Origin of the sequence: Brevibacterium sp. FME17 (assembly GCF_014897515.1) — a bacterium.
Lineage (GTDB): Bacteria > Actinomycetota > Actinomycetes > Actinomycetales > Brevibacteriaceae > Brevibacterium.
In genome coordinates, this window is the sequence record NZ_JABUYD010000008.1 from 1 (window position 1) to 13,380 (window position 13,380).

The 13,380-nt window shown below is 63.4% G+C and carries 10 protein-coding genes; 8 read left to right on the plus strand and 2 right to left on the minus strand.

All coding sequences use genetic code 11. From position 1 onward, the window contains the following. The first annotated feature begins 130 nt into the window (after positions 1–130). Positions 131–1,153, plus strand: coding sequence for an NADP-dependent oxidoreductase (locus tag INT40_RS09080; RefSeq protein ID WP_193071120.1), 1,023 nt, complete (start codon positions 131–133; stop codon positions 1,151–1,153). A 247-nt stretch (positions 1,154–1,400) separates the two neighbouring features. Here INT40_RS09080 and INT40_RS09085 read toward each other — a convergent pair whose 3' ends face one another. Then, a complete protein-coding gene (locus tag INT40_RS09085; RefSeq protein ID WP_193095954.1) occupies positions 1,401–2,393 on the minus strand; it encodes an asparaginase domain-containing protein in 993 nt (330 codons plus the stop codon). An 84-nt stretch (positions 2,394–2,477) separates the two neighbouring features. Here INT40_RS09085 and INT40_RS09090 point away from each other — a divergent pair, with 84 nt between their 5' ends. After that, a complete protein-coding gene (locus tag INT40_RS09090; RefSeq protein ID WP_193071122.1) occupies positions 2,478–2,927 on the plus strand; it encodes an MmcQ/YjbR family DNA-binding protein in 450 nt (149 codons plus the stop codon). Positions 2,928–2,960: 33 nt separating this feature from the next. Here INT40_RS09090 and INT40_RS09095 read toward each other — a convergent pair whose 3' ends face one another. After that, positions 2,961–4,022 (minus strand): phosphatase PAP2 family protein, encoded by a 1,062-nt coding sequence (locus tag INT40_RS09095; protein ID WP_193071123.1) that lies wholly within the window; start codon positions 4,020–4,022, stop codon positions 2,961–2,963. 151 nt (positions 4,023–4,173) lie between these two features. Here INT40_RS09095 and INT40_RS09100 point away from each other — a divergent pair, with 151 nt between their 5' ends. The 6 genes from INT40_RS09100 to INT40_RS09125 all read left to right on the plus strand — a co-directional run bounded on the left by INT40_RS09100 (position 4,174) and on the right by INT40_RS09125 (position 13,370). Continuing rightward, positions 4,174–5,637, plus strand: a complete 1,464-nt coding sequence (locus tag INT40_RS09100; protein ID WP_193071124.1) for a DUF3375 domain-containing protein — start codon at positions 4,174–4,176, stop codon at positions 5,635–5,637. Continuing rightward, positions 5,634–6,392 (plus strand): DUF4194 domain-containing protein, encoded by a 759-nt coding sequence (locus INT40_RS09105; RefSeq protein ID WP_226831023.1) that lies wholly within the window; start codon positions 5,634–5,636, stop codon positions 6,390–6,392. Before INT40_RS09100 ends, INT40_RS09105 begins: the two co-directional genes overlap by 4 nt. Next, positions 6,389–9,898 carry an ATP-binding protein gene (locus INT40_RS09110; RefSeq protein WP_226831025.1) on the plus strand — a complete coding sequence of 1,170 codons (3,510 nt, stop codon included), beginning with the start codon at positions 6,389–6,391 and terminating at the stop codon, positions 9,896–9,898. The genes INT40_RS09105 and INT40_RS09110 overlap by 4 nt, the downstream gene beginning before the upstream one ends. 34 nt (positions 9,899–9,932) lie before the next feature. Then, entirely contained in the window at positions 9,933–11,264 is a 1,332-nt protein-coding gene (locus INT40_RS09115; RefSeq protein WP_193095955.1) for a Wadjet anti-phage system protein JetD domain-containing protein, read from the plus strand. Continuing rightward, positions 11,261–12,424, plus strand: coding sequence for an MFS transporter (locus INT40_RS09120; RefSeq protein WP_193095956.1), 1,164 nt, complete (start codon positions 11,261–11,263; stop codon positions 12,422–12,424). Before INT40_RS09115 ends, INT40_RS09120 begins: the two co-directional genes overlap by 4 nt. A gap of 286 nt (positions 12,425–12,710) precedes the next feature. Then, entirely contained in the window at positions 12,711–13,370 is a 660-nt protein-coding gene (locus tag INT40_RS09125; RefSeq protein ID WP_226831033.1) for a class I SAM-dependent methyltransferase, read from the plus strand. Positions 13,371–13,380 lie beyond the last annotated feature (10 nt).

Sequence of the window (13,380 nt, forward strand, 5' to 3'; positions counted from 1 at the left end):
TCATCGCCAGCCTCGTCCTCCGCCTCAGGTGACACTTACAGGACACGCGCTAGGCGCGGCCTTGTCGGTCCGCAGACCAGAAGCGACCGTGCGCAGACAGTGCACGGCGTCGATGAAAGGAATCATGTCCATGACGACTAACCACCGGATTCTCCTGAACTCCCGCCCAGTAGGTTCGCCCACGGCCGAGAACTACCAGCTCGACGAAGTGGAGCTGGCGACGCCGCAGGATGGTGAAGTTCTGCTTCGGACCCTGTACCTCTCGCTCGACCCTTATATGCGCGGTCGGATGTCGGATGCGAAGTCCTATGCGAAGCCGGTCGAGGTCGGCGATGTCATGGTCGGCGCCACGGTCTCCGAGGTCGTCGAGTCGAATTCGTCTGACTTCTCCACTGGTGACACCGTCCTCGGCTACGGCGGATGGCAGGAGTACTCCGTCGAGAAGGCCGCACACTTGCGCCGTCTCGACCCTGAGGTCGCTCCGGTCAGCACCGCTCTCGGTGTGTTGGGCATGCCTGGCTTCACCGCATACGCAGGTCTCCTGGAGATCGGCCGCCCGCAGCCCGGTGAGACCGTGGCCGTCGCTGCCGCCACCGGTCCCGTCGGCTCGGTGGTAGGTCAGATCGCGAAGATCAAGGGTGCGAAGGCCGTCGGCATCGCTGGTGGACCCGACAAGGTCGCCCACCTGAACGAGCTCGGTTTCGATGTGGCGCTTGACCACCGGACGGGCAACCTCAAGAACGAACTCAAAGAATCGGTGCCACAGGGCATCGACGTCTACTTCGAGAACGTCGGCGGAGACGTGTTCAAGGCAGTCCTGCCACGTCTGAACACCTACGCACGAGTGCCCGTCTGCGGGCTCGTCGCCAACTACAACCTGACAGAGCTGCCCGAAGGACCGGACCGTTCGGGTGCGCTCATGGGCAACATCCTCACGAAGTCACTCAACGTCCGCGGCTTCATCCAGACAGAGTTCGTCGAGAAGCACCATGATGCTTTCCTGGCCGAGATGAGCGGCTGGGTCAAGGAAGGACAGGTCCGTTACCGCGAGGACATCCGTCCGGGTCTGGACAAGGCTCCCGAGTACTTCAACGATCTGCTCAACGGTCGCAACTTCGGCAAGATGGTCGTGGCAGTCGGTGCCGAGAGCTGAGACAGCCTGCGGCGGTTAGCCTTCGGCGCTGACACAGGCGCAGGTTGAAGCTGCAGATTTCCCTAGCAGCCTGCGGAACACACCAACGGCCTGCAGATATCACAAACAGTCGGTAAGTTATGGTCGAATTTCTCAAGTTTTTCGACCGGAACTTACCGACTGTTTGGTGTCACGGTGATGAGGGGCGCGGTCGGTCGACGAAGGCGGTCTGAAGTTGCTGCTCCCTGTGAACTCCGGGAGGCAGCACTTACGCGAACGCCGCGAACACCTCGGCGGGGTCAAGTCCCAGGCTCAGAGCCAAGGTCAGAACGATGCGGGCCTTGCGGGCGTCGAGAATCCCCGCGGGAATGAGGCCGGAGGTGAGCAGTCCGATCTCACCGCCGGGGTAGCCGTAGGTATTCGTCAAGCTCGCACCCGATCCCGGCCGTGACGCCAGGATCACGGGCATGGCCTCGCCGAGGCGGGTCACCGTCGGCACCAGATGTTCGGGTACGTGTCCGCCGCCGACACCGGCGAGGACGGCACCGGAGAAGTCGGAGTCGATGAGCTGGGTCAGCGTCTCCTCGGGTTCGCCCATCCCCACCTCGGTGAGGGCGACCTTGGCCAGCGTCTTCGGATGGGGGAGGCCCGCGAACGGCGAGACGCTTGCAGCAGCAGGCGCGTGGGGGAGGCGGACGGTGTCTTCGCTGATCCACCCGATCGCACCGAGGACGGGGCCGGAGGAGAACGCCGCGGTCAAGGTCACGTGGGACTTGCGGACGAAACGCGGATCGTGGATCTCATCGTTGAAGACCAGACTGGCGGGCAGGTTCTTCGTCAGTGGCGACAGCGCGGTCAGCGCAGCGGAGCGCACGTTGGCCGGTCCGTCGGCGCCGGGCAGGGTCGGATTGCGCATGGCTCCGGTGGCGGCGATGTGGGTGGCCGAGTCGTTGAGCAGCCAGAGCGCGAAGGCGCTCTCCTCAAGTGTGTCGGTGCCCTGCGTGAGGACTATGCCGTCGACCTCGCTGGTGCGGGCCAACTTCCGGACCTCGAAGAGCATGTCGAGGGTGACATTGGCGCTCGAGACCTGTGACACCTGGGTGAAATCGGCTTGCAGGTCCGGCCAGATCTGGTCGAGGCCGGCAGCCGCGGCAATCTCCGCGCCGCTCAGCGCGGGGGCCACGCCACCAGACTGGTTCGAAGTCGATGCGATGGTTCCGCCGAGGGCGGCGACAAGGAGTCGCGGAGCGTTTTCTGACATGGGCACGAGTCTATCGGGCGCTGCTCTGGTGGGTCGACGGTAATCAGCGGACCCCGTGTCATGGCCGTTTGCTAGCATCCGAGCATGGATCCAGACACCGTCCTCACCCTGGCTCATGATCAGGCGATTCAGTATCCGTCTGTGGAGATCGAGCAACCGTTCGGGCCGGAGTACGACGTGTTCAAGGTGCGCGGGAAGATGTTCATGATGCACTTCGACCTACGCGGTGTATCCAGCATCAACCTCAAGATCGACCCGCTCGACGGCGAGGTGCTTTGCGATGCCTATGAGGAGATCACTCCCGGATATCACATGAATAAGAAGCACTGGGTCACCGTGGCTGGTGCTGGCACCGACGATGACGAAAGTGTCGGCATCGGCACTGGCGATAGAGGCGGCGATTCTGGGAACCTACTCGACTCTGAACTTCTACACGATCTGGTCCTCGAGTCCTACTGCCTCGTCGTCGCGAAACTGCCGAAGAAGGACCGGCCAGTCGACCCGAAGACCTTCGGCGGGAGGGATGGAGGCTGATCGGGCCCTGGCCTCGGCGCCGATCCTCGGCACTCAGGCGGTTTCGGCGTGAGCCCGTTCCCCAGCAGGATCAGCAGCCCGGAGTCCATCACGCGGCGTCGCCGATTGGCGTCTGTTTCCGGTGACCCATGCGCCCAGGGACACTGCGGCCCAGCCGATGCCCATGCCCGCGATGTCATCGATGACGTAGTGCCACCCGAAGTAGAGGGTAGCCAGCACTGTGAGTCCGAAGAACACCCATGTCAGAACCTGCGTCAGCCGACGCTGCCGGGTGTGCATCATGAAGAGAGCAGCGGCGAAGGTCACGGAGACATGCAGAGAGGCGAAGGCGGCCACGCCTTGGATCACCCCGCTGCCGGACGGGTCGGAGAGGAAGTCGAGGCGAGTGGTGATCAGTGACTGCTGAAGGTCGCTGACCTCTGTCTGGGCAAGTCCGCTGTAGAGATCAGGACGGGTGAACGCCGGTCCAAGAGCAGGCATGAGGTAGTAGCTGATTGTGCCCAGAACCCAGTTGAGACAGAGCATCGTCGCATACCAGGCGCCGATGGCGAGATTGCGGTTGAGGATGAGTACGATGCCGAGGCTGATGGGGATGAGCGGAAGGTAGGCGAGGTAGACGAGGGAGAGCACCTGGGCCATGACCCCGGTGCCGAACACATCGTGCAGGACGACCGCGGGGTCAATCCCTCCTCCGAACCAGAGGTCGAATCGCAGAAGCTGCTGGTCGTAGAGGACCCCGTGGCGGAAGATCGGAAGGTTGCTTTTGAGGTTCCGATAGCTGAGGTAGCAGATGTAGAAGCTCATCATGCCGGTGGTGATGCACAGCACTCGGCGGAGGTTCCACTCGTTCTGCACGACTTTGATCATCGCCCTCGGCAGCTGTCTCCATCCGTTGGTTCGCAGCGCGTCGACGAAGATTCCTATGCCGAAGATCAGCAGCGCCAGCAACGGCATCCGAACATAGGCGGGGCCGAGGAAGCCGTCTGGATCTTTGAGTGGCTGCCCGAGGTAGATCGAGGAGGAGAGGGCGACCACTGCGACAGCGAGGGAGAGCAGTATGGCGAACGTGTAGGGCCATCGTCGTATCCGAACCATCGGGACACTCTATAACGATTCGGCAACGAGGTGGCGAATTCTGTGTGACCTGTCACTGGCTGAAAAATACTGTGCCGTTGCCTGCGAAAACCATGAATCCCGACGTCCTTGAAATTGGCAACAGGCCTCATCGGCGCAGACAATAGAGGACATGTCTGCCCTCAGCTCAGCACTCGCCTACCGGCGTCTGCTCGACTCCAATGCCACACTGCGCATGCTGCGGGCCGACCATCTCCCCGTCATGGCCGCGACGTTGGGTACTCACCTGGGCAAGCCCGGCACCCGAATCTCCACCGAAGACCTCCACGAGTCCATCGACTCGGACTTCGAAGAACTCCGCGACCACTTCGACTTGTCCACACGGACGGCCAAGGCCTACTGCGACGACTGGCGAAGGGCAGAGATCCTCGTCCGGCGGCCGGCCACAGCGGCGAGAGGTGAGACCTACGAACTCTCGGCGGCGGGATTCGATGCCATCCGCATGCTCGAACAGCTGCGCACCCCGCCCCAGACCGCGACCGAATCACGGCTGGTCAGCCTCGCCCAATCGGTCCGACAGCTGGCCATCGACACCGACCCGGACAGCTCCCGCCGACTGGCATCCCTGCACGCAGAACGCGACCGCATCGACGCTGAGATCGCCCGGGTCCGCCGCGATGACCCACGCTCGATCGTCCTCGACCGGCGCCGCGCGAATGAACGCGTCGGTGACATCCTCCAACAAGCTGAGGGTCTGCCCGCCGATTTCGCCCGCGTCCGCGCCCGCTTCGAAGAGCTTAACCAGGAGCTGAGGATCTCGATCCTCGCCGCCGAGGACTCTCAATCCCAGGTCCTCGACGAGGTCTTTCGCGGCGTCGACCTCATCGAATCCTCCGATGAGGGCAGAACGTTCTCCGCCTTCTCCGCGCTAGTCCGCGATCCCGAACAAGCCTCGGCCTTCGACGAGGACATCGCTTCCATCCTCGATCGTGACTTCTCGGCCACGCTCTCGGCTGAGACTCGCCGATCACTGCGCACCCTCATGCGGCAGATGAAGGACGGCTCCCGCGAAGTCTCCGACATTCTCTCCGAATTCGCCCGCGGGCTGCGGCGCTATGTCCACTCCCACGAATTCCAACGCGACCGCGTCATGCGCAACCTGATCCAGGACGCCCTGGCAGCGGCGGCACCTGTCTCACAGGTGCGCAAACCTTACGACAACCTCGGCGTGGATCTCGAGCTCTCGAGCGTGGCATTGGGCAGCCTCGGGGAGGTCATCCTCCATGACCCCACCGAATTCGATGCCGGTGCCGAACTGGGTGAGGCGACCGAGACAGAAGTCGACTTCGCTGAACTCATCGCCGTCGCCCGGGAATCCGAGATCGACTTCTCCGAGCTGTCTGACAACGTCAACCGGGCCATCGATGGAGTCGAGCAGGTCTCCGTCGCCGAGGTGCTCGACCATTTCCCAGCCTCACAGGGCCTGGCGAGCGTCGTCGGTCTCCTATCCCTGGCCAGCACCTATGGACATGTCGACCCCGAGTCGCGGGACCGACTTGAATGGGCCGGGGTCGACGGAATTGTCCGCAGCGCCACGATCCGCCGTCACTACTTCACCGAAGGCGTCACACTATGAGCAACTCCGCAGGCATCCCCACCGACGGCGCGGCACACGAATCTGCGGCGCACGACTCCGGAACTGAAGCATTCACGCGCAATCCGAGTGCACTCTGGTTCGACGACACGGGCACCCTGGGTGAGCGCACGCGTCGGGTTCTCCTCGAACTGCTCAAGGGCCCCTACGTCTCCGGTGCGCAGAGCCCGCAGCTGTGGTCGGCACTGGTCGCCGATGAAGGAATCGTGCGATCACGGCTGCACGACCTGTTCCTTGAACTCGTCATCGACAAGATCGACGAATTCGCCTTCACCCGCAAGGTCGTCACCGAGGAGGTCGACGTGCCTGCGGCCGTGCGCAGCGAACGGCTGACCTTCCTCGACACCGCCATGCTCCTCGTCCTGCGCCAACTGCTTCTGGCAGCACCAGGTGAGCGCCGGGTGATCGTCGATCGCGAAGAGGTCTACGAACGCCTGGCGATCTATCGCACCGGCGACGAGTCCACGTTCCAACGCAACCTCAACGGTGCGTGGAACCGGATGAGCAACCGTCTGCGTGTCCTCCACAAGGCAGGTGAGGACCGCTTCGAAGTCTCGCCGATGGTGAAGTTCCTCATCGACGAGGACCAGGTGCGCGAGCTCATCGAGGTCTACGAACGCATCGCCGCAGGAGAGGCCAAAGGCTCCGTCGCCGAGGCAGCGTTCAGTTCACACGACACCGACGACAACGACGATTCCGAGACTGACGAACCCGAGACTGAGGAGGAAGAAGCATGACCGAGGCTCTCTTCCCGCTCGATGCCGCACTCATCGCGGATCAGGCCCGCGCCCGCAGCGTCGATCGTCCCGATGTCGGCAGCCAGTGGCGGCTGTCCGAGATTCAGATCGCGAACTGGGGCACCTTCGACGCCGACATCCACCGCATCCCCGTCTCCCACAAGGGCCACCTCATCACCGGACCTTCAGGCTCCGGCAAGTCCTCACTGCTCGACGGCATCGCCGCGGTGCTCACCCCGGACAAGTGGCTGCGCTTCAATGTCGCCGCCCAAACCGCCGGCAGCCGGGTCGACCAGCGCAGCCTCGTCAGCTATGTTCGCGGTGCATGGACCCGCACAGCGGATTCCGACGAGGACCGTGTCGTCAGCAAGTACCTGCGCCCACGCGCCACCTGGAGCGGCATCATTCTCCGCTACGACAATGGCACCGACCGTCCGCTGTCGCTGGCCAGGCTCTTCTTCATCAAGGGTTCGGGCACGAAGATGACCGATCTCTCCGACGTCTGCATTCTCGAACGGGCAGGCCTCGACCTCGCAGACCTGCAGCAGTATGCACGAACCGGCCTCGAGACCAGGAAACTGAAAACCGAGCATCCCGAAGCGCTCATCACGTCCAACGGCTCCCATGCCAGGTTCTACGCCCGGATGCGCAAGGTCTTCGGCATGGCCAGCGAATCGGCGCTGCAGCTGCTGCATAAGACTCAGTCAGCCAAGAGCCTCGACAGTCTGGACCGGCTCTTCCGCGACCACATGCTCGAACCGCCGGTCACCTTCGACCTGGCCGAGACCGCGGTCAACCAGTTCGGAGACCTCAAAGACGCTCACGATCATGTCGTCGAACTGCGCCGCCAACGCGACCACCTCCTTCAATTGCGTGAGGCCTCGAACCGCTACGATTCCGCCCATGAGTCCGCGGCGAAGTCGATTGCGCTCAACGATGCCCTGCTGCCGTTCCAGAAACGCCGCGAGCTCGACCTCATGCGCTCGGACCTCTCGGCGCTGCGCCGCGAGCTCGTCGAAATCGAAGTCGCGGCCGACAGGTCCAAGAAGGACTATGACGCCGCGGTCGACGAATACGACCTCGCCCGCCGTGCCACCCTCGACCTCGGCGGTTCGGAGGCCGAACACCTGCAGCAGCGCATCGACACGGCCGAGACCGAACGTCGTGCCATCGCCGATCGGTGGGCCAGTCTTGAGCGACAGCTGAAGCAAGCAGACATCGAACAGGTGCCCACCTCGGCGGCGGAATTCGCCGAACTCCAGACTCAGATCGCGTCCACCCTCGACGAGGAGACTCAGGCCTCAGGGCCCAGCCACGCCGATCACGACCGTTTCTCCAAGGCCCGCGCACAGGTCAGAGAGCTCGAAGCTGAGATCGACTCCCTGCGCCGTTCGGGTTCGACCGTGCCGGGAAATCTGCTCCAGATCCGAGAGGAGCTGGCCGAGGGCACGGGACTCAGTGCGAAGGCACTGCCCTTCGCCGCAGAACTCATCGACGTCGATCCCGACCACGCTGCCTGGACTGGGGCGATCGAACGCGTGCTGCGCCCACTGGCACTCACCGTCCTCGTGCGCAGCGAGAATCTCGGCGCGGTCCGCTCGTGGGTCGACTCCCACCGCATCAAGGGCCGACTCGTGTTCGAAGAGATTCCCGCCCAAGTGACGAAACCACGACCCGCCAATAGCGCGAAGTCCCTGGTCAACAAGGTCACTATCGCCGAAACTGGGTTCGGGGAGTGGGTGCAGTCCACTCTGTCCGAACGCTTCGACTTCGCCTGCGTCGACAGCCCTGACGAACTCGACGACCACCCCCGTGCCGTCACCATCAAGGGACAGATCAAGACCTCGAGGACTCGCTATGAGAAGGATGACCGGCGGCGCATCGATGACCGCAGCCAATGGGTCCTCGGCGACCGAGAGAACAAGCTCGAAGCCCTCATCTCCGCATTGAAGGAAGCTCAGGCGGAGCTGGCCGAGGCGCAGGCCATCGTCGAAGCCGCGAACGCACAGACCGCACAAGCCCACCGCAGGAAGGGCATCCTCGCCGGTATCCGCGAGCAGTCCTGGCGCGATGTTGACCTGGCCGGGGCGAAGGAGAAGATCGCGGCCCTCGAGAAGGCCCTGCGCGAACTCGAAGACGCCGACGGTGACCTGCAGCAGGCGATCGGAGCCGAACGCGAAGCCCGTGCGGCGAAGGAAACCGCCGAAGCCGCCACCCGTGACAGCGACTACGCCCTGCGTCGGGCGAATGAAGACATCACCAGCCTGCGGACCAGTCTCAACGGTCTCGAAGATGACGTCACTGCCGGGCGCATCCCCGAGGTGGATCCGACGATCGCCGAGCAGCTCGAGGCCCGGTTTAAGCGAATCCAGCGCAGCATTCGACGCGAATCTCTGTCGGAGATCGGACAGCAGGTCTCCCAGACTCTGCAGTCGGAGAAGGACAAGGCCCAAGCCTCGGCGAGCGAAGCCGGTCAGTCCGTGACCAGGTTGGCCGCCGAGTTCAAAGCCGCCTGGTCTTCGGTCGCCTCCGATCTCACCGCCGATGTCGCCGACAGGCACGACTACCTGGCGATGCTCGACGAGATCCTGGCCCATGGCCTACCCGATCATGAGAACAGATTCCGGGACCTGCTGCGCCAGCGCTCCCGCGATCTCATCGGCGAACTCCTCAACGAGATCCACGCCGCCCCACGTGAGATCGAAGACCGGGTCGCACCGATCAACTCATCCCTGCTGCGGTCCCAATTCGACGAGGGCCGCTACCTGCGGCTGAAGGTCAAGACCCGACGCAGTGAGACCGTCAACGCCTTCATCGCCGACCTCCGCAAGGTCGCCGGCGGCACCTGGGGCGAGGAGGACATGGCCACAGCGGAGGACAAGTACGACACCCTCGCCGAGGTGATGCGCCGTTTCTCCTCGAGCGAGCACGTCGACAAGGTGTGGAAGAACCAATGCCTCGACACTCGCCTGCACGTGAGCTTCCTGGCCGAAGAGATCGACGACCACGGCCGTGCCCACGCCACCTACGATTCCGGTGCGGCGATGTCCGGCGGTCAGCAGCAGAAGCTCGTAATCTTCTGCCTTGCAGCAGCACTGCGCTACCAGTTGGCCGATCCGGACGAGGCGATCTCGAAGTACGGCACGATCATCCTGGATGAGGCGTTCGACAAGGCCGACACCAGGTACACGCGCATGGCGCTCAATATCTTCATCGAGTTCGGATTCCACATGGTCCTGGCCACCCCACAGAAGCTGCTGCAGACCATCGAACCCTATGTCGGTGCGGCGACCTCGATCGAGAACCCGAGTCGACAGAAGACCCTCGCAGCGACCATGGTCTGGGAGACCGAGAACAGCGAAGAGCCGAGCGGTGAAGCCCAGGCGGACGAGGCGGCTGCCGTCGCTGACGAAGCGGCTGCCGGCGCTGACGAGGCGGCTGCCGTCGCTGACGAAGCGGCTGCCGGCGATGAGGTAGGCGCAGGTGAACCCGACGATGAGAGGTGAACCCGACGATGAGAGCTGACCGGGGGAGGCGACGATGACCATGCTCACCGTCGCCGAGGCGCGGGCGAAAGCGCGTACCCGCCTGCGCTCGTCGATGTCGACCTGGGCCACCCAGACGGACTCGAACTGTGTGAGTCCAGACGGCGGCGCAGAGACTGGCCTCGACGTCAGCGTTCCTACCTTCGCAACTGTCGAGATTGCTCTGCATCCGCCCACGGAGAAGCACGTGCTCGAGGATCAGCAGGCCGCAATGGAATGGGCTGCAAGCTGGCGGAAGATCGCTGCACCCGGTGTCAGTGACTCGAGGTTGGAGAACCTCAGCAGTCCGGTCATCGACTGGGCCGAACGCTCCTGGGTGCGGGTCGGGCGCCAACGGATCCCGCTGCGTCTGCGGTTGCGTACACCGGATGCTGTGGCAGACTTCGTCGGTGGCGACGAGGCCAGCCAGTGGCGTCGGCTGCGGGATCGGACCGCGACGATCAGGTCACGATTCGACGATCAGCACAGTGCCGCCTCGGCGATCAAAGCTCATGCGAAACGGATCCTCGGACTTGAACACACCGAGTTCGACACGCTCCTTGACGTCGTCGCCTGGTTGCGCCATCACCCCGTGGGAACCCTGCGGCCCCGACAATTGCCGATCCGCGGGGTCGACTCAAAATGGTTCGAAACACACCGCTCACTGGTCACGGCACTGCTGGAGGCAACTGGGAGACCCGATGCGGTCGACGTTCTCGACGCTGAACCTCGGATTCGGATGCGCATCCTCGACCCGGAACTCGCACCGTCAGGACTCAGCGACATCAGCACGCCAGTAACTCAGCTCAGCGATCTGGCGATCGCGCCGCGGCTCGTCTTCGTCTTCGAGAATCTCGAATCGGTGCTCGCGATGCCCGAATGGGCCGATGCTGTGGCTGTGCACGGATCGGGTTACGCGGTGGACAACGTTGCCCGTCTGGCCTGGGTGCACGGAGCGCGAGTCATCTACTGGGGTGACCTTGACTCGCATGGGTTCGCGATCCTCTCTCGGCTGCGCAAACACCTGCCGCACGTGGACTCGACGCTCATGGACGAGGCCACTCTCACCGACCACAAGGATCTGTGGGTCCAGGAGCCGAAACCCCACACAGGAGTGTTCCCGGAGCTGACTGGGACGGAAGCGCGGGCGCTGAACCGCCTGCGTGCCGAGGGCGACGTTCGACTCGAGCAGGAGCGCATCCCGTGGGCCACCGCGCTCGCCGCACTGAAAGCAAAGGCCGCCTCGGCGGGGGAGTCTGCAGACGCGTCGAATAAGTCTTCGGCCTCGCCAGGGGAGCCGACAACCTCGGCGAGTGAACTCGATGCCCCGCGAGGGGCACAGGGATGACCGACCGGCCTCGCGGAGGGCTGGTTGCCCTCTGCATTGCCGAATTGGCCAGCTGGGGTCTGCTCTATTACTCGCTGCCAGTGGCGGTGACTCCGATCTCTGCCGATATGGGCTGGAGCCACACCACTGTGACTGCGGCACTGACCCTCGGGCTCATCGTCTCCGCGCTCGCCGGCGTCCGCGTCGGAAAGCTGCTCGACGCGCACGGGCCCAGAACGCTCATGAGCGTCGGCACGCTCATCGGCATCCTCGCGCTGCTGCTCGTGGCAGCGGCACCGAATCTCTTCGTCTTCTTCCTCGCGTGGGTGCTGGCTGGATTCGCCCAGGCCGCCACCCTCTATCCGCCGGCCTTCGCTGTCGTCACCCGCTGGTACGGAGCCGAGCGAACCAAGCCACTGACAACGCTCACGCTGGTCGGCGGCCTCGCCTCGACGGTGTTCGCCCCGATCATCGCTTGGCTCATCGACTCGTGGGGCTGGCGACCGGCCTATGTCATCCTTTCCGGGATCCTGGCCGTGACAGCTTTGCCGATGCACTGGTTCTTCCTCAACCGCGGGTGGACCGATGAGATGTCGCGGAATTCGACGGTGCCGTCGCGCGCGGAGATCCGCAGCATCACCCGATCCCCGACGTTCGTCATCCTCCAGATCGCCGTCGCGCTGGCGACCTTCACCCTCTTCGCCGTCACGATCAACATCATTCCTCTTATCATCGAGCGTGGAGCCGGGTACTCGCTCGCCGCGATTGCTCTGGCACTCGTCGGCTTCGGGCAGGTTTCCGGACGGTTCTTCTATCCGGCGTTTGCACGGCGCACGAGTTCACGGGCGCGAACGGTGCTGCTGCTCGGCGCTGGAGCTATCGGACTGTGGCTGCTCGCCTTCGTGCCCGGACCTATCTGGCTGCTCATCGGCATTGCGATGATCGCCGGTGGTGTCCGTGGATGCATCACGCTGCTGCAGGCGACTGCCGTGGCCGACCGGTGGGGGACCGCAAACTTCGGGGCGATCAATGGCGTCTTCGTCGCTCCCATCACCGCCGGCACCGCTCTGGCGCCGGTGGCAGGTCCGGCTCTCACCGGAGTCGTCGGCGGCTATCCGATGATGGTGATCGTCATGGCCGCCCTCCTGACCGGGGCGACGGTGCTGTCGGCAAGGACGTGAATTCGGCACCGGCACCGGAACGGGCCGTGGAACAGCATCCGAAAGATGCGGTGCACGAATTACCACAATACCGAAACGTGTAAAGAATTCGTCGATTTCCTTACACGTTTCAAGAACGTAGCAAATTACTTGTCATGTCTTCTGTCAGCTCGCGACTTCAGCCGACGGAGGATGTTTACGGAAGCGGACCATCAGCTATTCTGGACGTGTGCCTGAAGCGTTGTTTTCAGACCCCCGGCTAGCTGGAGTCTACGATCCGCTTGACCCGGACCGGAGCGACCTCGACATGTATGTCGACGTCGTCAAAAGGTTCGGGGCCAGTAAAGTTCTTGACGTTGGCTCTGGAACAGGAACATTGGCCTCCCTTCTGGCTGAATTGGAGATTTCCGTTCTGGGCCTCGATCCCGCGTCGGCATCTATCGACATCGCACAGTCGAAGGTGGTTTCTGACTTCGCTGAGTTCATCGTCGCCGAGGCTCCTGACATTGCTGACGATCCTGCTCGGCACCGCGGCTTTGACCTGGCAACTATGACCGCGAATGTTGCGCAAGTCTTTCTCGACGATGATGAATGGCTGGCCACCCTTCGGGCAATACACTCTTGTCTTCGCCCGGCGGGACGCCTGGTTTTCGAAGCCAGACGACCCTCCGATCGTGCCTGGATCCGCTGGACCAAAGAACTGACCTGGCGAGTAGTCGACGTCGATGGCGAGGGACCGGTCGAGACGTGGGTGCAGGTCACCGAGGTCAATGGCGAGTATGTCTCCTTTGACTCACCGACGATCTTCCACAGTGATGGTGAACGAATCAATTCCACGTCGACCTTGCGCTTCCGAACCGAAGACGCGGTGAAAGGCTCACTGACAGACGCTGGCTTCGGCACCATCGACGTCCACGACCTTCCCTATGCTCCCGGGCGTGGATGGCTGTTCATCGCTTCTGCCTGAGTCGCGCTGG

Bases quoted from the DNA above. Each gene is read 5' to 3' on its own strand.
- INT40_RS09080 (WP_193071120.1), top strand. From the start codon at position 131: ATGACGACTAACCACCGGATTCTCCTGAACTCCCGCCCAGTAGGTTCG.
- INT40_RS09085 (WP_193095954.1), bottom strand. From the start codon at position 2,393: ATGTCAGAAAACGCTCCGCGACTCCTTGTCGCCGCCCTCGGCGGAACC.
- INT40_RS09090 (WP_193071122.1), top strand. From the start codon at position 2,478: ATGGATCCAGACACCGTCCTCACCCTGGCTCATGATCAGGCGATTCAG.
- INT40_RS09095 (WP_193071123.1), bottom strand. From the start codon at position 4,022: ATGGTTCGGATACGACGATGGCCCTACACGTTCGCCATACTGCTCTCC.
- INT40_RS09100 (WP_193071124.1), top strand. From the start codon at position 4,174: ATGTCTGCCCTCAGCTCAGCACTCGCCTACCGGCGTCTGCTCGACTCC.
- INT40_RS09105 (WP_226831023.1), top strand. From the start codon at position 5,634: ATGAGCAACTCCGCAGGCATCCCCACCGACGGCGCGGCACACGAATCT.
- INT40_RS09110 (WP_226831025.1), top strand. From the start codon at position 6,389: ATGACCGAGGCTCTCTTCCCGCTCGATGCCGCACTCATCGCGGATCAG.
- INT40_RS09115 (WP_193095955.1), top strand. From the start codon at position 9,933: ATGACCATGCTCACCGTCGCCGAGGCGCGGGCGAAAGCGCGTACCCGC.
- INT40_RS09120 (WP_193095956.1), top strand. From the start codon at position 11,261: ATGACCGACCGGCCTCGCGGAGGGCTGGTTGCCCTCTGCATTGCCGAA.
- INT40_RS09125 (WP_226831033.1), top strand. From the start codon at position 12,711: ATGTATGTCGACGTCGTCAAAAGGTTCGGGGCCAGTAAAGTTCTTGAC.